Raw genomic sequence first — 18,891 nt, 5'->3', positions numbered from 1 at the left:
ACGCAAGCGGCGCGCCAATTTGGCGCGCCGTTTTTTTTATGTCAGCTCGGCGCCCGCGGCTTAGGTGAGCGCTTTTTGGAAGTGCTTGATCTTGGCTTGGATTTAAATACTTCCGACTGTTTTATTTTCTTAATTTTCAGGAGTCGCAGACATGATGCTGAATTCAGTCGGAGTCCGTCCGCTTCAAACTACTTCCTCCAGTACCGGCGTGGAATCGGTTCAGGCGAGCAAAAGCTTTGCTCAAATTTATGATAAGGGCGATTTCAAGGCGGTGCCGTCGGAAATTCATATGGTTTGGGTCGGCTCCAAACCTGGCGACAGCCAGCAGAAATATCTGCGCGAGTGGTCGGCGAAAAACCCGAATAGCATGGTGAATTTGTGGGTGGATTCAAAACAATTCGGCGCTTACGCGGCCAATAAGGAAGTCCGCGAACAAGTAAACGCCTTATTCCCCGACGCCAAGCAATACCAGCAAGAAAAACAATTGCGCGGCCTGTTCAGCCAATTGAAAACCATTTTGCAGCCCGCGGACGATCAATTGGGCCGCGCCGCGCAGAAACAGGCCTTGGGCGAATTGAACAAAGAATTGGGCGCCAAGGGCAACGAAGCCTGGGCGCAAGCCTTGCTGCCGAACGGCGGCAAAGTCACGGCGGAAAACGCGGCGGCGGCGTTGCAATCGTTCCAGCAATTGACCCGCGGCAACGATGAGAAATTCTTGCAAGCCGACCGCCTGGTGCTGGATCAGACCGTCAAAGCCTGGGACCGCTGCGCCGGCGACAGCCCGCGCGATGTCGACGCCCTGCAGGCGCTGCAGCAGCAATTCGCCGATTACGGCAATATCCGCATTCGGGACTTGAGCAACCCCAGCGATATCCAGTTGAAGAACCACGACGCTTACCAGCACGAAATACTCGGCCGCAACGGCGCTTACCCGGCGGCCTCCGACATTGCGCGTTACGAGATTCTGAACAACTACGGCGGGGTGTACGCCGACATCGATCTGGAGTGCACTCAGGAATTGAGCGGCGCCTTGCACGCGCACCCGGACCTGATGCTGGTGGGCCTGGCCGAGGGCAAACGCGAGGCCAGCGGCAGCGCGACGCCGTATTTCGCCAACGCCTTGCTGGCCAGCCATCCCAATAGCCAGATGTTGGCGGACTTCATCGACAAGATCGGCAACGATTACCAGAGCATGCGCGGCAACCAGTTTGCCGGCGACCGTTATTTCAGCAGGCCGAACAAAAGCACGATCGAAGGCACCGGCCCCAACGCATTGCGCGGACAGGTGGACGCGGTGCTGCGTCAGGCCGAGGACGAGCCGGAGCGGATGCGCAACGATCCGCAATCGCTGGCGGAGCGGATTTGGGATGTTAATCAGCCTAAGAACGAGGATTTCTGGGCGGCGATGGAGTCCCATTTCAAATTCCCGGACGGCTACGTCAATTTTGAAACCGAGGAGCAGCAGCAGAGCGCGACCAAGGACATGGCCTAAGAACCTGTTCACGATCTACTGCGCTGCGGCGATACGGCGTTGAAACCGAGCTCAAAATGCTCATGTACCACGTGTACATTCCGCTTTTTCGCTCGTTTTTGCCTTGTCTCGCTCTTGCTCGCGAGATCGTGAACAGGCCCTAAGAACCTGCTTACGATCCGTTGTGCGTGGTGAGGCGCAACACGGCGGGAATGTCTTCCGTTGGGTGGGTGAAGCCGTAGGCGATACCTGCCAACGCGAGGCTATTCCGCGGAGTAATTGCGTTAAGCCTGTTTCCTTACGGCTAGAGAAAGCCGGCAGGCCAGGGTGGCGGAGGTCTACGCGCGTCTTCTCTAGAATCCGGCGTGGACATTATCCATGCGGTCTTCCCGTCCCAAGGCGGGATTCCCCTGCGCCTTGACGCCCTCCGCCAGCCTGTTTAGGCTTGGTTCCGCGCCGTGCTCAATCACACAGCGCAGGGCTTGCAAACCCAAAATCGTTTAACCGCAGACGAGCCGTCCGCCTTTGGCACTGCTACGTCTGCTGCCACGCAGTACCCATTCGGGATGGGCCGTGGCAGGGAGTCCTATGGACTGCCGGTCTATTGGTTAAACGAGCCGGTTTTGCAACCTTGTCATGTGCCTGTCCCAGCCTCGCCTGGGCAGGTTTCCAAAGATGACATGGAGACCGTGATGACCTTCTCTACCTTTCCCCCCGCCATGCCGCCGCCTGCCTGTCCTCATTGCGCAGGCCAACACCCCACGCCCGCCACTGTGCCGGTGATGGAGCAGTTGCACCTTTGTTCCCAGTGTTTGCCCGCCGCCGTCGGCGATGTGGCGCTGCTGGGCGAGTTGGGCCAGCAACTGAGTCATTGCTACATCGAACTGGACACCGCCCTGCTGAGCGGGGTGATGGACATGCGCGCCGCCCACACCGGGCTGCTGGCCTTGGTGACCTTGCTGGAACGCCGCGACGAGCCGCTGCTGTTCAGCAGCGAAGAAGCCTTGGCCTTGCTGGAGCCGATACAGCAGCGTTTGCAACGTGGCCTGGAGCACGTCAATGGCTTACTCTGATGGACGGCAGGAGAACCTGGCTCTCATGAAGCTGCTGACCCAGCACAACCACGCGCTGAAGCTCGCAGCGCGCTTGATCATTGTCTATGAAGCGCATATCGGGACGATTGCGCTGGCGAACGACCACCCGGACCACCCGGACCACCCGGACTATCAGGCCAACACCCACGCCATCAATCAGGAGATCAAGAAGGCGCTGCTGAGTTTTTACCTTTGGGAGAAATGGCGGGGCGAGCACGCGCAAGCCCGCGCCGCCTTGCTGGCGATGTGGGCGTCCGGGGAGTGGACCAACCGCGACACCTGCGCGCGGCTGTGTTACCGGCAGGCGGGCTTCAGCAATATGGCCATCGCCCGTCAGGCGCTGGTGGGCGCGCCGATGCCGGCCTCTGTTGCCGTCAAACGCCAACGCACCGTGTGGAAAGCGCCGTAAGCGGCGGTCCGGCGAGCCTATGGCGTCGAATCTGTTTCCGCGTGGGTATCGCTTCGCTCCTCCCACCCTACGGTTGGAGCCGCGTTTGGGTAGGGTGGGTGGAGCCGTCAGGCGATACCCGCCAACTCGCTGCTGTCCGGCGGCTCGGGAAGGCCCGGCTTGCTTCCGTTTACGCGCCGCCGCCGTCCGCCGCCAGCCAGCCCGCGCCGTTGCGGTCCAGTTCGCGCACCGCCTGCCCGCCTATGCACAACCCCAGCTTGCGGTAACTCTCGAACTGGGATTCGTCGAACCACTGGTTGAGCGTCGATTGGTGTGGGAAGGCGGGATGTTCGGCGCGGTATTGCAGCACGTCCACCGGCTCCATGCCCTGGCCTTGCAGGCAGGGTTTCAGATAGAGCAGGTGGCCGTTGGCGCCGGAGGCGTAGCGGATGTAGCCGACGGCGAAGGCGGACCGGCTGAGGCCGGTGGCCGGATCGCGGCGGATGGCGTCCACGTCGATGTGGATTTCCGCGCCCAGGTCTATCCGGCATTTGCGGATGGCGTTGCCCAGGTCCTCGAAAGTCATTTGTTCGTCCTGACCAGCGTCGCTGATCACGATCAGCCGGCATTCCCGCCGCAGCAATTCATACAGGCCCAGGTTTTCGAAGTGGCCGCCGTCGCTGAGATAGACGAAGTCCGAACGGGCGTTGGTCCGGCCCAGCAATTCATTCAACAGATAGACCCAGCCCTGCGGCGGGGACATCGCCTGCAGCGCGGCGCCGGGCTTGCCCGGATTGGGGCACCAGCGGCCCAGCCGCACATTGAACACCGTCAGCAGAAAAGTCACCGCCGGAGAGCTGTGATAACCCTGGTTGGGGCTGACCGCGGCGCCGGACACCGCCATCAGCGAGCCTAGCATCGGTCCCTGCTCGGCCCCGGTGGCGTCGTCGTGCATATAGGCGCGGGTGGGCACGAAGGCGTCGATGACTTCCGGCGCGCTGTCGGGAAATTTGTAGCCGCAGTACAGCGGGGTGAAGGTGAAGGAGGCGGCCTTGCGCTGCTGCCAGGCCAGGTCGTCGCCGGCCACCAGATTGAGGGCGGTGTTGATCAGGTGGTAGGGCCGCTGCGGCGGGCCGGAAGGCGAGCCGGCCAGCTCGGCCAGCGGCAGGTCGTCGCCGGCGTTGAAGCCGGTGAAGCGGTTGACCGTGTCCGCCCGTTGCGGCGCGCTGGCACCCAGATAGCCGCGCGTCAGCCGGTTGCGGTAGAAGTTGTGCAGCGAGAACAGATTGATGTCGAAGCGGGAGGAGGCGAACACGGCCAGTCCGACGAAGGCCAGGATCAGCGCCGCGTACAGCCCGCCGCCCATGCCCTGTTGTTCCGAGGCGGCGAAATGCAGCGCGGTCCAATCGCTGAGGCCGCAGCGCTGAAAGCCGCACAACTGCTGGCGCAGCTGCCAGCCGTCGGCGTGGATCTCCAGCGCCGCCAGCAGCCAGCTGAGGCCGGCGCTGAGCAGGATCAGCAAGCCGGCGACGAAGACGTAAGGCCCGATGCGGGCGACCAGGTCGCGCCAGCCGGCGGACTGGCCGCAGCCGGTTTTGGCGGACTGGCCTTGCCAGACCGCGGCCAAGGTGGTCAGCAGCCAGGCCGGCAGGGTCAGCGCGCGCAGCCAGTCGGCAGTCACCGCCAGCAGCGGCAGCGACAGCGCCACCACGAGGAACAGCAGCACCAGCGCCAGATCCAGCGCCAGCAGCAGGCCGCCCAGGCGCGACCACCATTCGCGCTGCAGATCGGAGAAGCTGCGTTTGACCAGGCCGATGTGCAGCGCGGCGCTGAGGGCGAACACCGGCGGCAGCACGGCGAAGGCGCCGGCCACCACATACCAGGCCTGGGCCAGCGGCGCGCGGATGCCCAGGCCGTAATCCAGCGCCTGCAGCAAGAGCCACAGCTTGCCGCCGCCGGCCAGGCCGGCCAGCAGCGCCCACAGCACGCTGCGCAGATAGCCGTTGCCGCGCAGCTGGCTGAAGCCGCGCGCGAGCAAGGCCCAGTAGCCGGCGTAGGCTAGGCTGGAGACCAGGGCCACCCGCCACAGCGGCAGCTGGTGCCAGAAGTCGGCGCGGTTTTCCAGTTGCTGGAGGGTGAACACCGCCATCGCGTAACAGAAGAGCAGCAATAACCCTATGCTGCAGGCCGGGGCATTGGGCGAGGCGGCTGTTTTGCCGTCGCGGGTGGTGGCGCGCGCCAGCAGGGCGGACAGCACGGCGGAGGCGGCGGCCACGGCCAGCGCGGCGGTGCCCGCGTAGGGCCAGGCGGCGAGGCTGCGCGCCAGGCCCACCAGGAAATGGGGGCCCAGCAGCAGCGCCAGCAGCAGGCTTTGCAGCACGATCTGGTTGAGGATGAAGTTGCGCCAGTAGGTGATGACGGCGGACAGGGTGTCCAGGCTGAACAGGCCGGTCTTGGGCGTCAGGTAGTTGCTGTAGTCGCGCAGGAACTGGATGGCCGGCTGGCGGCCCTGATGGTCGCGCAGCGTCTGTTCCATGCCGGCGTTGCCGGCGCGGCGCTTGAGCGCGGACAGCCAGCCGCCGAGGTAGCCGCCGCCGGACACGGTGGACAGGTAGTCGAACTCGCGCAGCCAGCGGCTGCTGGCCAGCGCCTGCAGCACGCCCAGGTTGAAGGTGGCGCTGCGGATGCCGCCGCCGGAGAAGGCGAGGCCGGCTTGCGGCGCTTCGCCGCCGCCTGGACGTTCCACGCCTTCTTCCGCCCGCGCGGCGGCGAGGCCGGCGCGTTCGTCGGCGTGGACTTGGGAGAAGGGCTGGGTCGGGGTGCTCATCGGGTCCTTTCCGACGGAATGGGTCGAGGCGGCGGCGCGAGTGGGGCGGGGAGATGATATGGGTTTGCTTCCCTATCCTCTCCACGCCTAAAGGCCACTCGGCAAGGCCGGTTCGCGCCTGGACGCCATCCCGCAGCGCTTATGAGCGCTTGGCGTCTTCCAAAATCGCCTCCGCCGCCTTCTCCGCGATCATGTAGACCGCGGAGACGATGAAGAAGCCGGGAATGCGCGGAAACACCGAGGCGTCCACCACGCGCAGGCCGCTGACGCCGTGGACGCGGAAGCGGCTGTCCAGCACGCCGCCGGCTTCGCGCGCGCCGATCGCGCAGCTGCAGGAGGCATGGTGGCCCCAGGCGTTGTCGCGGACGAACTGACGCAGTTCGTCATCGCTTTGCAGCGCCTCGCCGGGCAGTTCCTCCTCCGCGATCAGGTTCTGCTTTTTCAGATCGGCGGTCAGGCTGCGCACGAACTTGATGCCTTCCACCACCGAGTCCAGATCCTGATCGTCGCCGGCGCTGCCTTCCTCGAAGTAGTGGAAGTTGATGTCCGGCGGGTCGCGCGGGTCGGCGGAGCGCAGCTTCACCGTGCCGGCGCGGTTATTGGTGTGCGCCTTGAGAATGGCCCAGGTCAGGTAGTTCAGGTGTTCGGGGAACAGGCGCGAGTAGCCGGGGAAATAGCCTTTGAACAGGCCCAGCAGCGCGAAGCAGAACAGGTCCGGCAGCGGCCGTTCCTGCGCCGAGCGGCGGATCACCGCCAGCACCGCGCCATTGGTGGTGTAAACGCCCTTGCGGCCTTCCGCCCATTGCTTGTATTGCGGGTCGCCGGGCGCGAATTCCGCGTCTTTCAGCACTTCCCAGTGCTTGAAGTTCATCCGGTTGACCACGCCCACTTCGTAGCGGTCCTGCAGGTTCTGGCCGACGCCGGGCAGGTCCACCCGCGGCGCGATGCCGTGCTCTTGCAAATGGGCGGCCGGACCGATGCCGGACAGCATCAGCAGCTGAGGGCTGTTGAAGGCGCCGCCGGCCAGGATGACTTCGCGGCTGCAGCGGACTTCGCGGCGCTCGCCGGCGGCGTCGCTGACCCGGCCGCTGGCGCGGTAAAGGCCGGCGCCCTTCAGGTATTCCACGCCGACCGCGCGCTGCCCTTCGTCGAACAGCACCCGGGTGGCCAGCGCGTCCAGCTCGACGCGCAGCCGGTCCGGGTGGCGGGCCGCCGCGTCCAGCACCCGTTCGCGGCTGCCGTTGCGTTGATGATTGCGGGTGGCCAGCGGCGGGTAGCAGACGCCGACGGCGTTGTCGCGCACCAGCCGCCAGTCGTTGGGATCGGCCTGGCCTTGCAGCAGCCAGCGCCAGCTGCGGTGCGGCACGTCCACCTCCTGGAAGACCTTGTCCACCGACACCAGCAGGGTGTCCACCAGGCCGGCGTCGCCCAGCGCGGATTCCGGGATCGCCTTCTCGGTTTGCAGCCAGCCGCGCCAGCCGTGGCGGGTGGGGTTGACGCCGAGCAGGCCCAGCCAGCGGTAGAGCGGGCGGTGGTGGCAGTTCTCCAGCCGTTCGAAATAGCCGCGCATGTGGTCCGCGCGCCAGCTGGGGTCGCCGGTGAGCTGGGCGATGCCGTCCCAGTCCGCGTTGTGCGGGTAGACGGTGATCATGGCGTTGTGGGCGGTGCAGCCGCCCAGCGCGCCGGCGCGCGGATAGAGCACGCCGTCCACGTTCTGGCCGTTCCATTGCGCGCGGTATTTGGGGTCGCGCTTTTGCTGGGCGTCGTCGGCGTAGTGGCGGACGAAGTAGTCCAGCTTCATTGCTTCGTTTTCCGAGGCCAGCGCGTGGAACACCGGCACATCGTAATCGTCGGGCAGCCGTTCCGCCTGGGGCTGCCAGGCGTCGCCGCCCTTGAGCGCGCGCGGGTCGCCGCCGGCCTCCAGCAGCATGACCCGGTGCCCGGCCTCGGCCAGCCGCGCCGCCAGCGTGCCGCCGCCGGCGCCGGAACCCACCACGATGTATTCGTATTCGTCCATGGAGCGCCTTTAGAAGGTTTTCAGGAATTCGATCAGCGCGTACTTGTCGCTGTCGCTGAGGCCGGGTTCCTTGCTTTGGTAGCCGGTGCCGAAGTAATGGCCGCGATTGACCTCGAAGTCCGGGCAGGTGCTCAGCTCAAGCATCGGCTGCGCCAGGTTGGCGAACACCTTGCGCGCCTCTTCGTCGCTGGCGCCCGGCGGCAGCGCCTTGAGGTCGTGCTTGATCTTGAGCAGCAGGTCCAGCAGCTTCTTGTCGTGCTTGAGCCGTTCGCCCAGCGAGGGGTTGTCCAGCGTCACCTGCAGGTTGGAGATCAGATTGACCGGGGTGCCGGCCGGAATCGGGCCCAGTTCCACGCCGTCCTTGCCGAACAGCCAGGGCAGATAGCGTTGCAGCGGGCCTTGCAGTTCTTGCAGCGCGTCCGGCAGGTAGCCGGTGGGCACGCGCAGATAGCTGCGGGCGGTGGTGCGGTCTATCAGGCCGGGGATTTTGGCGCCCAGCATCGTGTCCTTCTCGCGTTTTTCCGGCCACAGCAGTTTCTGGATGGAGTCGTTGAAGGACTCCATGCGCGCGGCCACCGACGGGCTGGGGTTGAATTTGCCCAGGCTGTTGTTGAGCAGGAAGGGCGCGGTGGACCAGACGCTGATCAAGGAGGCGGGACGGGTGTAGCCGCGGCCGCCGGCCGGCATCTTGTATTGCGAGGGCGCGCCGGTGAAGGGGTTGTGCACGGTGATCTCGCCGACCGAGGGCAGGTCTTTATAGGTTTTGGACGAGAAGTTGTCCCAGATATTGCCCTTGAGTGCATTGGTGGCCAGCGGGCTGCAGGCATTGGTCTGCAGCAGGGTTACCGGCACCCGCAGCTCGGTGGACAGGTAGTTGTCCTTCAGGAAGTCGTCGGCCTGGACGATCTGGCGCATCTGCGATTTGAAGTCCTCGGTCTTGGTCCAGTCCCAGTATTTGTTGAAGCAGCCCAGGTAGTCCGGGCCGGCGCAGCCGGCGGTGGGGTCGAGCGGCGGCACTTTGGGCGGCAGCTTGCTGGAGTGGCAGCGCGCGCAGTTTTCCGCGAACACCACCTTGCCGCGGCTGAGTTGGGCGGCGTCGCGGCTCAGGTATTGCTCGCCGCCGGGGGCGTCCTTCAGCTTGTGCGGGTCCGTGCTCTTCAGGAAGAACAGCGCCATGTTCACGGTCTGCTGCTCGGTGGATTGCCAGTACACCGAGTTCTTGCGCGCGTCCGCGATCTGGATCGGGGTGATGGTCTTGCCGCCCACCAGCGGGTTGAAATGCAGCAGCCATTCCTCGCTGAACAGGCCGATGTTCAGATACACGCGGTTCAGCGCGCCCAGCGCGCCCACCGAGTCCGAGCCGTCTTTCAGCACCCGCGGCGTCCATACGGTCTTGGGCGGCTGGAAGAACTGGGTCAGCGGGCCGTCTTTGACGAAGTCGTTGAACTGCTTGTTGTTGAGCCCGCCGCCGGCCAGGGTTTCCTTGCCCCAGCGCTTGGCGATGTCCAGCCGCGGCCCCAGGCCGTACACCGCGTTCATGGTGCGCGGGTTGTTGATGGAGTCGGTGGAGATCAGCGAGGTGTCCAGCGCGCCGGGGCGCGAGGTGTGGAACAGCTGGAAGGGGAAGCTGCTGGGGTCGGCCTGCCAGGAGAAGATGCGGTCCACCCAGAAATACTGGGCGCCGACGTTGGAGCTCAGGTTTTCCCACTTCGGATGTTCCGGGTCCGCCGGCGGTTTCACCGGATTGGGGCCGACGTGGCAGAACGCACAGGACATGCCCACGCGGTAGGGGCGGATCAGGTCCTTGTCGTTGTAATACGTCGGGTCTTCGTAATAGCGCTTGGCGTCCCATTTCTTGGCCGCGGCTTCGTCGAAGGCCGGGTTGGGGAACAGGCGCAGGCCCACCACGCCGGTGGCGTAGCCGTAGAAGGAGCCGGCGGGCAGGTTCTTGCCGCGCGCGCCTATGGCCACGCCCGGATATTTCTGCTCGTTCTCGAACGGGTCTTTCGGGCAATCGGCGCGGCGTTGGTCCAGCCACAGGCCGAAGCGCTTGTCGTCCGGGCCGCCCGCCTTGTCGAAACAGGGCTCGTTGACCAGGCCCAGATAGTTCCAGCGGTTGTCGCGGCTGAACTTGAGGCCGGGGTGGGAGGACAGGGTCTTGAGCAGGTCCAGATTGCCCACGCTGACGGTGGCGAGCTTATCCCACAGCCTGTCGTTGCCGCCGGTCCACACCAGCCAGGTGTTGCGGCCTTTGACTTCGGCGGCGTCCAGCGCCACCGCGCTGTCCATGTCCTTGAAGTAGTCCTCGTCGGCGGCGGGGAAGGATTCCACCGTGCGTTGGGCCTGCTTGGCTTCGTCCAGCACGGTGCCGGGCTTGGGCTCGCCGTCCCGGCAGCCGGCCAGGCTCAACAGCAAGAGCAACGCCGCTCCCCGGCGCAGGGTTGGGGTCAACTGGGCCATCGCATTCTCTCCATCGGCAGCACGGCGGTTTTTGATTTTGGTTCGATCATTTATTTGGCATGTCGGGCCTATCTCTGCCTATAGCACGGCGGCGGCGCGCCCGCGCCCGCGTAGTTTTGCTGAGCGTTCTTACGGATGGCGAAAAGCCGGCGCCATGGTCGATAGTTGAAAGTTGCCCGCGGCGGGGAAAGGGATAATCGCGGCGCTGATCCCGGCTCAAGCGGGGCGCGCCTGCGCGCTCGCTGCGGCCTGCGCCGCGCGAGGGCCGTCGCGGCGGGCCTGTTCTTTCTATCTGGCGGGCGCTGGAGCGAAAACTCGGGATCCCATCAGATTTGCATCAGGATTCGCCCGCGGCGCTGGGGGACACTTTCCCGGTCCAAGCACGAGCCCGGCAGGGCGTTTGACCGATGACCGATAACGATGTGTTGCTCCCGCTGGAGACTTTGGAGGCCGCCGCCAAGCGCTGCGCGCCGGCCCAGGACGTCTGGCTGCTGCCGCCGCGCCGGGAAGAGGCGCGGCTGGAATTGAGCTGGGAAGAGGGCGCGGAAACGCTGACCCTGGCGGCGGATTGGCAGGGCCTGCTGCTGCTGGACCGCGTGGATGTGAGCGTGGCCGCCGGCGCGCTGGCCTTCCAGCCGGTTCGGCTGGAGCCCTTGAGCAAGCTGCTGGCTTTTGTCGACGAAGCCAAGACCGACGAGGCCCGCGACGCGGACGCGCCGGCTGGCGAGGCGCGTTGCGCGCAATTGCCGCTGGCCGATCTGAGCGCCTGGCAGGACCGCAAGCGCTGCGAATACTGGTTCTTGCTCCAAGTGTTGACGCCGTCGCCGGCCTTCGCCGCGCTGCTGTCGCTATTGCGCCGCAGCGAGAGCTATTGGCTGGTGCGCTTCCTGCTGGCCCAGTCCACCTGCGGCGACAAGCTGCAGGCGCTGGGCGAACGCTACGGCGTGTCCTACTCCCACTTCCGCCGCTTGTGCCGCCACGCCTTGGGCAACGCGGCCAAGACCGAGCTGCGCGACTGGCGCATGGCTCGCTCGCTGCTGGACGTGGCGGAGGGACGGGAAAACCTGACCCAGGTGGCGCTCAAGCACGGCTACGCCTCGTCGTCGCATTTTTCCAACGAAATCAAAGGACTGATCGGCGTGTCGCCGCGCGGTCTGTCCAATATCATTCAACTGGCCACCAAATGAATCGAAGCTTTTTATCCGCCGCGCTGCTGGCCGCGACGCTGCTCGCGGCCCTGCCGGCCGCCGCCGCGCCGGAACCGGCGCGCGCCGCCGACTCCGCCGGCTACGTCGCCAAGAAGGAGGGCCTGCGTTCTTTCTTCGACGCGATTTCCTCGCGGCTGAAAAAGCCGGTGATCGTCAGCAAGCAGGCGGCGCGCAAGCAGATCAGCGGCGATTTCGACCTGGCCAATCCGCAGGCGCTGCTGGACAAGATGACCCAGCAGCTGGGCCTGATCTGGTATCACGACGGCCAGGCCATCTACGTCTACGACGCCAGCGAAACCCGCAACGCGGTGGTGTCGCTGCGCAATGTCTCGCTCTCCGCCTTCAACGACTTCCTGCGCAAGTCCGGCCTCTACGACAAGCGCTATCCGCTGCGCGGAGACAACCGCAGCGGCACTTTCTACGTGTCCGGGCCGCCGGTCTTCGTGGATCTGGTGGTCAACGCCGCCGGCTTCATGGACAAGCAGAGCGACGGCATCGAGCTGGGTCGGCAGAAGATCGGCGTGGTGCGGCTCAACAACACCTTCGTCAGCGACCGCAGCTATGAGTTGCGCGACCAGAAAATCGTCATCCCCGGCATGGCCACGGTGATAGAGAAGCTGTTGCAGGGCGAGGACAAGCCCTTGCAGACCGCCGCCAATCCGGCGCGGCCGCCGGCGCGGGGCAGCGACATTCCGGCGATGCCGGACTTCCCCGCCGGCGGGGAGCTCAAGGCGCCGGCCTACCAGGCCGGCCTCAGCCTGCCCGACGCGCTGAAGCAGGGCGCGGCGGCCGGCGACATCAAGGTGATCGCCTATCCGGACACCAACAGCCTGCTGATCAAGGGCACCACCGAACAGGTGCGCTTCATCGAAAACCTGGCGCTGGCGCTGGACGTGGCCAAGCGCCATGTGGAGCTGTCGCTGTGGATCATCGATCTGGACAAGGGCGATCTGGATCAATTGGGCGTCAACTGGAGTGGCAGCGCCACCGTGGGCAACAAGCTGGGCGTGACGCTGAACCAGTCCTCCTCCCTCAGCACCCTGGACGGCACCCGCTTCATCGCCTCAGTGATGGCCTTGTCGCAGAAGAAAAAGGCGAATGTGGTGTCGCGCCCGGTGGTGCTGACCCAGGAAAACGTGCCGGCCATCTTCGACAACAGCCGCACCTTCTACGCCAAGCTGGTGGGCGAACGCAATTCCAGCCTGCAACACGTGACCTACGGCACCCTGGTCAGCGTGCTGCCGCGCTTCTCCGCCGACGGCCAGATCGAGATGTCGCTGAACATCGAGGACGGCCGCGAGGCCAAGACGCCGGATTACGACAAGGACCCGCAGGACGCCTTGCCCGAGGTGGGCCGCACCCGCATCAGCACCGTGGCGCGGGTGCCGCAGGGGAAGAGCTTGCTGATAGGCGGTTACACCCGCGACGCCAATATCGAACAGAACAACAAGGTGCCGTTCTTGGGCAGCTTGCCGCTGGTGGGCGGCCTGTTCCGCTACCGCAGCCAGAACCAGAGCAATACCGTGCGCGTGTTCCTGATTCAGCCGCGCGAGATCGACGACCCGCTGACGCCGGACGCCAGCGATCTGTCGGCGGCGGTGGCCAAGGAGGGCGGCATCTCCAGCGATCCGCTGCAGCAATGGGTGCGGGATTATCTGGACCGCGAACAGCGCGCCGAGGGCGCGGCCAAGGGCGCGACGCGTGGACATTAGCGGCCGTCCGCCGCCGGTCTTCGGCGTCCGCTCGCCCAAGCACCAGGGCAAGCTGGACGCCCAGCGCGACGCCCAGCGCCAGGGCGAGGCCCGGCAGGCGGACGCGCAGCAGGTGGAGGACGCCAGCCCGGCGGCCGAGGTGCAGCGCTTCGTCCAGTCCACCGATGAAATGTCGGCGGCGCTGACCCAGTTCCGCAACCGCCGCGATTACGACAAGAAGCTGGGCCATCTGGCCGACAGTTTCGAACGAGTGCTGGACGAGGAAGCCCAGCCCAAGGCGCAGCAGATCGTGAACGTGGCCAAGTCCCACGGGATCAGCGCCGAGGACTTGCTGCGCCAGGCGCGTTCCTTGTTCCCGGACGACAGCGATCTGGTGCTGGTGCTGCGCGAACTGCTGCGTCGCCGTCAGCTGGACGAGGTGGTGCGCAAACGCCTGCAGGCCCTGCTCAAGCAGGTGGAGGAGCAAGCCGAGGCCAAGCCTTTGAAGGCCGGCATCAATTGCGCGCTGAAGGCGAGGCTGTTCGGCAAGGCGCTGTCGCTGAGCCCCGGCCTGCTGCGCGCCAGCTACCGCCAGTTTCTGGAGAGCGAGACGGCGGAAGTGGAGATTTACGCCGACTGGGTGGGCAGCTACGGCTACCAACGCCGGGCGGTGGTGTTGGATTTCATCGAAGGCGCGCTGCTGGCCGACATCGATTCGCTGGACGCCAGCTGTTCGCGGCTGGAGTTCGGCAACCTTCTGGGCCGGCTGAGCCAGCTCAAGCTGCTGCGCTCCGCCGACGCGCTCTTCGTCGGCCGCATGTTGGGCAATCCGCAGGTATGCGCCTTCAATCCCAGCGAGGCGGACTGGTTGTTGTTCCTGCTGTCGTTGCTGCAACAGCCGCAGCAGCTGGACGGCCTGTTGGCGGAGACGGTGGGCGACACCGCCTTGCTCAGCCGCCACAGCGAGCATTCCACCTTGCTGCAGGCGCTGTACCAGGCTTGCAAGGCGCTGCCGCCGCAGTTGTTCGTCGACGAACGCTGGCTGGACGCCTTGCAAGAGGAATTCCGCCATCTGGCCGCCATCGCTTATCGCCACGAGCTGGCCGAACGCCGGCGCGAGGCCGAGGGCGGCGCGGAGTAAACGAGAGCCGCCAGGCAAGGCGGGGGACACGTCCCGTCTTGCCTGGCTGTTTTTCCCGGCGGGCCGCGGCCCGTCGCCAATATCGAATCGCTTTGGATGACTAACGGTGTTTAATTCCCTGCTCAACGGCGCGCGCTCGCGGCCGGAATTGCTGATCCTGCTGTTGATGGTGATGATCATCGCGATGCTGATCATCCCGCTGCCCACCTATCTGGTGGACTTCCTGATCGGCCTCAACATCGTGATCGCCGTGCTGGTGTTCATGGGCTCCTTCTACATCGACCGCATCCTCAGCTTTTCCACCTTTCCCTCGGTGCTGCTGATCACCACCCTGTTCCGGCTGGCGCTGTCCATCAGCACCAGCCGCCTGATCCTGATCGAGGCGGACGCGGGCGAGATCATCAACACCTTCGGCCAGTTCGTGATCGGCGACAGCCTGGCGGTGGGCTTCGTGGTGTTCTCCATCGTCACCGTGGTGCAGTTCATCGTCATCACCAAGGGCTCGGAGCGGGTGGCCGAGGTGGCGGCGCGCTTCTCGCTGGACGGCATGCCCGGCAAGCAGATGAGCATCGACGCCGACCTCAAGGCCGGCATCGTGGACGCCGACGGCGCGCGCGAACGCCGCAGCGTGCTGGAGCGCGAAAGCCAGCTTTACGGCTCCTTCGACGGCGCGATGAAGTTCATCAAGGGCGACGCCATCGCCGGCATCATCATCATCTTCGTCAACTTCATCGGCGGCATCGCCGTGGGCATGACTCAGCACGGCATGGACCTGTCCACCGCGCTGTCCACCTACACCATGCTCACCATCGGCGACGGCCTGGTGGCGCAGATCCCCGCGCTGCTGATCGCCATCAGCGCCGGCTTCATCGTCACCCGCGTCAACGGCGACAGCGACAATATGGGCCGCAACATCATGAGCCAGTTGCTGGGCAACCCGTTCGTGCTGGTGGTGACCGCGGTGCTGGCTTTGGCGGTGGGCATGCTGCCCGGCTTCCCGCTGATCGTGTTCCTGATCCTGGCCGCGGCGCTGGGCGGCCTGTTCTATTACAAGCGCCGCATGGCCGGCAAAGGCGCGCCGGGCGCGGCCCAGTCTCCGGCGGCGGCCGCGGCCGGCGGGGCGCCGGCGAGCGGCAAGGACAGCTCCCTGGGCCTGATCGGCAATCTGGACAAGGTGGCGGCGGAAACCGTGCCGCTGATCCTGCTGGTGCCCAAGGCGCGCCGCGCCGCGCTGGAGCAGGCGCAGCTGGCCGAGCGCTTGCGCAGCCAGTTCTTCATCGACTACGGGGTGAGGCTGCCGGACATGCTGCTGCGCGACGGCGAAGGCCTGCCGGACAACCGGGTGGCGGTGCTGATCAACGAAATCCGCGCCGACGAGTTCGAACTGCATTTCGATCTGCTGCGGGTGATCAATTATTCGGACGAGGCCGCCGCGCTGGTGCAGCCGGTGTTCAGCGCCCAGGGCGCCAGCCAGTGCGCCTGGGTGCGCCCGGCCGACGGCGACAAGCTGGCCAAACTGGGCTACCAGCTGCGCCCGGCGCTGGACGAGCTCTATCACTGCCTGGCCGCGCTGCTGGCGCGCCACGTCAACGAATACTTCGGCGTCCAGGAAACCAAGCACATGCTGGATCAGCTGGAGGCCAAATACCCGGACCTGCTCAAGGAAGTGCTGCGCCACGCCACGGTGCAGCGCATCGCCGAAGTGCTGCAACGGCTGCTGGCCGAGCGCATCTCGGTGCGCAATATGAAGCTGATCATGGAGGCGCTGGCGCTGTGGGCACCGCGCGAGAAAGACGTGATCAATCTGGTCGAGCATGTGCGCGGCGCGCTGGCGCGCTACATCTGCCACAAGTTCGCCAGCGGCGGCGAACTGCGCGCGGTGATGATGTCCGCCGAGGTGGAGGACATGGTGCGCAAGGGCATACGCCAGACCTCGGCCGGCGCCTTCCTCAACCTGGAGCCGGCGGCTTCGGACGAGCTGATGGACCTGTTCGCGCTCGGTCTGGACGGCATGGGCATCGCGCACAAGGACCTGGTGCTGCTGGCCTCGGTGGACGTGCGGCGCTTCATCAAGAAACTGGTCGAAACCCGCTTCCGCGACCTGGAAGTGGTGTCCTTCGGCGAAATCGCCGACAGCGTGTCGGTGAACGTGATCAAAACCATTTAAAAAAGGATTCCGCCTATGTTCGCCATGGATATCGCCCAACTGGTCCGCTCCGCCTTGGAAGAGAGCGGCTGCGATCCCGCCCTGCTGGGCGAGCTGGACAGCCATTCCACCATTGCGCTGGATCTGCACGATCTGCCCAGCATCCACGTCAGCGCCCAGGACGGCGAGGTGTGGCTGTGGTCGCGGCTGGGCGAGCACAACGAGGCGGTGCTGGCCCAGCGCGCCGGCCAATTGCTGCAGGACCTGATGCAGGGCTGCCACTTCGCCCGCGGCGGCCAGCTGCAACTGGCCGCCAACGACGGCTATCTGGAGCTGAAGGCGATGGCCCACCCGGATTATCTGGCCGACGGCAAGCGCTTCTCCGAGGCCTTGAACGGCTTCTTCGACGCGCTGGAACGCTTCAGCGAGTCGCTGCTGCGATGAAAGCGCCGCGCCTGCTGCGCCGGCTGGCGTATCCGCAACGCCTGTCCGGCCCCATTCTGGAAGCCGCGCTGCCCGAGGTGGCGATAGGCGAGCTGTGCGACATCCGCCGCAGCTGGCAGGACCGCGAGGTGGTGGCCCGCGCCCAGGTGGTGGGCTTTCAAGGCCCGCGCGCTGTGCTCAGCCTGATCGGCAACGCGCGCGGCCTGTCGCGCGAGGCGGTGCTGCAACCCACCGGCCGCGCCTTGGCGGCCTGGATAGGCGAGTCGGCGCTGGGCGCGGTGCTGGACCCCACCGGCCACATCGTCGAGCGCTTCGCGCCCGAGGCCGGCGTCGGCGGCGAGGAGCGCGGCATCGACGCGGATCCGCCGCCGTACTCGCGGCGCGTGGGCATACGCGAGCCGCTGGCCACCGGCGTGCGCGCCATCGACGGCTTGCTGACCTGCGGCGTCGGTCAGCGCGTCGGCATCTTCGCCTCCGCCGGCTGCGGCAAGACCGTGCTGATGCACATGCTGATCGAGCAGAGCGACGCCGACGTCTTCGTTATCGGCCTGATCGGCGAGCGCGGCCGCGAAGTGACCGAATTCGCCGAATCGCTGCGCGCCTCGCCCAAGCGCGAGCGCTGCGCGCTGGTGTTCGCCACCTCGGACTTCTCCTCGGTGGACCGCTGCAACGCGGCGCTGCTGGCCACCACGGTGGCCGAGTACTTCCGCGACCAGGGCAAGAAAGTGGTGCTCTTCGTCGACTCCATGACCCGCTATGCCCGCGCGCTGCGCGACGTGGCGCTGGCCGCCGGCGAACCGCCGGCGCGGCGCGGCTACCCGGCCTCGGTGTTCGACAGCCTGCCGCGGCTGCTGGAGCGCCCCGGCGCCACCCGCGGCGGCAGTATTACCGCCTTCTACACCGTGCTGCTGGAGAGCGACGACGAGCCGGACCCGATGGCGGACGAGATCCGCTCCATCCTGGACGGCCACATCTATCTGAGCCGCAAGCTGGCCGGTCAGGGCCATTACCCGGCCATCGACGTGCTCAAGAGCGCCAGCCGCGTGGCGGGGCAGGTCTGCGACGGCGGCCATCTGCAGGCGGCCTCGGCGCTGCGCGCCTTGATGGCGCGGCTGGAAGAGTTGCAAGTCTTCATCGACCTGGGCGAATACCGCCCCGGCGAGAACCCCGACAACGACCGGGCGATGAACGCGCGCGAGGCGCTGTGCCGCTGGCTGCGCCAACCGGTGGACGAGGGCGCGGGTTTCGCCGACACCCTGCGCAGCCTGCATGAGCTTGTTGCCTAAGCTGGGCGCGCTGCTGCGCCGTTGTCAGGCGGCGCAATCGCGTTGCGAGGCCGAGCTGGCTCAGCTGGCGCGCCAGGACGGCGCGCTGGCGGCGGAGCAAGAGGCGTTGGCCTCGCAGGGCCAGGGCCTGCGCCAATTGCTGCTGGCGCAACGGCCGGCCGGGGCGATGAGCCGCGGCCAACTGTTCGCGCTGCAGCGCAAGCAGGCGGTGCTGCGACGCCAGTTGCAGAACCTGGACCTGCAAAGCGGACAGCTAGAAGAACAGCGCCAGGGCCTGGCCGGCCGGCGCGAGGAACAACAGGTCTTGCGTCGGCAATGGCTGCGCAAGGAAGACAAGTATCAACGCTGGGCCAAGCTGCAGCGCCGTCAGGAACGCATGCGGCGCTTGCGGCTGGACGAGGCCGAGCAGGAAGAGAGGACGATATGGAAGCGATGACGCCTATTCCCGCGCCGAGCATGGACGCCCGGCCGGCGGCCGAAGCCGACGGCGCCGCCGAAGCCTTTGCCCGCGAAGCCCAAAGACAGCGGCAGGACGCCGCCGATCCGGACCGCGACGGCGAGGACGAGGCCGACGAGCGCGAGCGGGACCGCTCCCGCCTGCCGGCCGGGGCGCTGTGGCAGCCGCCGCTGCCGCCGCACTGGAACGCGGCGCGGCTGAGCGCCGGCGGCCGCCATGCGGCGGAAGCCGCGCTGTCCGCGCCGGGCAAGCGCGGCCGGA

At 66.3% G+C, this 18,891-nt stretch carries 13 protein-coding genes and 1 pseudogene; 11 read left to right on the top strand and 3 right to left on the bottom strand.

Annotated features, from left to right (window positions below; genetic code table 11):
- Positions 1-289: 289 nt before the first annotated feature.
- The 3 genes from DB032_RS18985 to DB032_RS18975 all read left to right on the top strand — a co-directional run bounded on the left by DB032_RS18985 (position 290) and on the right by DB032_RS18975 (position 2,974).
- The gene (locus tag DB032_RS18985; protein WP_158274359.1) at positions 290-1,492 is read left to right on the top strand and encodes a TcdA/TcdB catalytic glycosyltransferase domain-containing protein; all 1,203 of its coding nucleotides are present in this window, start codon (positions 290-292) and stop codon (positions 1,490-1,492) included.
- A 671-nt stretch (positions 1,493-2,163) separates the two neighbouring features.
- Entirely contained in the window at positions 2,164-2,544 is a 381-nt protein-coding gene (locus DB032_RS18980; RefSeq protein ID WP_146176729.1) for a hypothetical protein, read from the top strand.
- A gap of 25 nt (positions 2,545-2,569) precedes the next feature.
- On the top strand, positions 2,570-2,974 hold the full coding sequence (locus DB032_RS18975; protein WP_107800835.1) for a hypothetical protein: 405 nt from the start codon (positions 2,570-2,572) through the stop codon (positions 2,972-2,974).
- Between the two features lie 169 nt (positions 2,975-3,143).
- Here DB032_RS18975 and DB032_RS18970 read toward each other — a convergent pair whose 3' ends face one another.
- The 3 genes from DB032_RS18970 to DB032_RS18960 all read right to left on the bottom strand — a co-directional run bounded on the left by DB032_RS18970 (position 3,144) and on the right by DB032_RS18960 (position 10,257).
- Positions 3,144-5,780 (bottom strand): hypothetical protein, encoded by a 2,637-nt coding sequence (locus DB032_RS18970; protein ID WP_107800834.1) that lies wholly within the window; start codon positions 5,778-5,780, stop codon positions 3,144-3,146.
- A 139-nt stretch (positions 5,781-5,919) separates the two neighbouring features.
- Complete coding sequence (locus DB032_RS18965; RefSeq protein ID WP_107800833.1) at positions 5,920-7,797, bottom strand: GMC family oxidoreductase; 1,878 nt, start codon at positions 7,795-7,797, stop codon at positions 5,920-5,922.
- 9 nt (positions 7,798-7,806) lie between these two features.
- The gene (locus tag DB032_RS18960; protein ID WP_107800832.1) at positions 7,807-10,257 is read right to left on the bottom strand and encodes a hypothetical protein; all 2,451 of its coding nucleotides are present in this window, start codon (positions 10,255-10,257) and stop codon (positions 7,807-7,809) included.
- Between the two features lie 407 nt (positions 10,258-10,664).
- Between DB032_RS18960 and invF the strand changes: the two genes are divergently transcribed.
- The 8 genes and pseudogenes from invF to DB032_RS24220 all read left to right on the top strand — a co-directional run.
- Positions 10,665-11,444 carry an AraC family transcriptional regulator InvF gene (gene invF, locus DB032_RS18955; RefSeq protein WP_107800831.1) on the top strand — a complete coding sequence of 260 codons (780 nt, stop codon included), beginning with the start codon at positions 10,665-10,667 and terminating at the stop codon, positions 11,442-11,444.
- Entirely contained in the window at positions 11,441-13,177 is a 1,737-nt protein-coding gene (sctC, locus tag DB032_RS18950) for a type III secretion system outer membrane ring subunit SctC (protein ID WP_107800830.1), read from the top strand. The genes invF and sctC overlap by 4 nt, the downstream gene beginning before the upstream one ends.
- Positions 13,167-14,297 carry a YopN/LcrE/InvE/MxiC type III secretion system gatekeeper gene (locus tag DB032_RS18945; protein ID WP_304529389.1) on the top strand — a complete coding sequence of 377 codons (1,131 nt, stop codon included), beginning with the start codon at positions 13,167-13,169 and terminating at the stop codon, positions 14,295-14,297. The genes sctC and DB032_RS18945 overlap by 11 nt, the downstream gene beginning before the upstream one ends.
- 106 nt (positions 14,298-14,403) lie before the next feature.
- Complete coding sequence (locus DB032_RS18940) at positions 14,404-16,464, top strand: EscV/YscV/HrcV family type III secretion system export apparatus protein (RefSeq protein WP_107800829.1); 2,061 nt, start codon at positions 14,404-14,406, stop codon at positions 16,462-16,464.
- Positions 16,465-16,479: 15 nt separating this feature from the next.
- Positions 16,480-16,887 (top strand): SPI-1 type III secretion system chaperone SpaK, encoded by a 408-nt coding sequence (gene spaK, locus DB032_RS18935; RefSeq protein ID WP_107800828.1) that lies wholly within the window; start codon positions 16,480-16,482, stop codon positions 16,885-16,887.
- Positions 16,884-18,173, top strand: coding sequence for a type III secretion system ATPase SctN (gene sctN / locus DB032_RS18930; protein ID WP_107800827.1), 1,290 nt, complete (start codon positions 16,884-16,886; stop codon positions 18,171-18,173). The genes spaK and sctN overlap by 4 nt, the downstream gene beginning before the upstream one ends.
- Positions 18,157-18,609 (top strand): hypothetical protein, encoded by a 453-nt coding sequence (locus DB032_RS18925; RefSeq protein WP_019103510.1) that lies wholly within the window; start codon positions 18,157-18,159, stop codon positions 18,607-18,609. Before sctN ends, DB032_RS18925 begins: the two co-directional genes overlap by 17 nt.
- Positions 18,606-18,891: pseudogene (locus tag DB032_RS24220) on the top strand (hypothetical protein); the annotation flags it as partial. The gene DB032_RS18925 and the pseudogene DB032_RS24220, both read left to right, overlap by 4 nt.

The organism is Chromobacterium sp. Panama (assembly GCF_003052555.1).
Classification (GTDB): domain Bacteria; phylum Pseudomonadota; class Gammaproteobacteria; order Burkholderiales; family Chromobacteriaceae; genus Chromobacterium.
The sequence above is the reverse complement of the archived record's forward strand: the minus strand, read 5'-3'. Positions and strand labels throughout refer to the sequence as shown.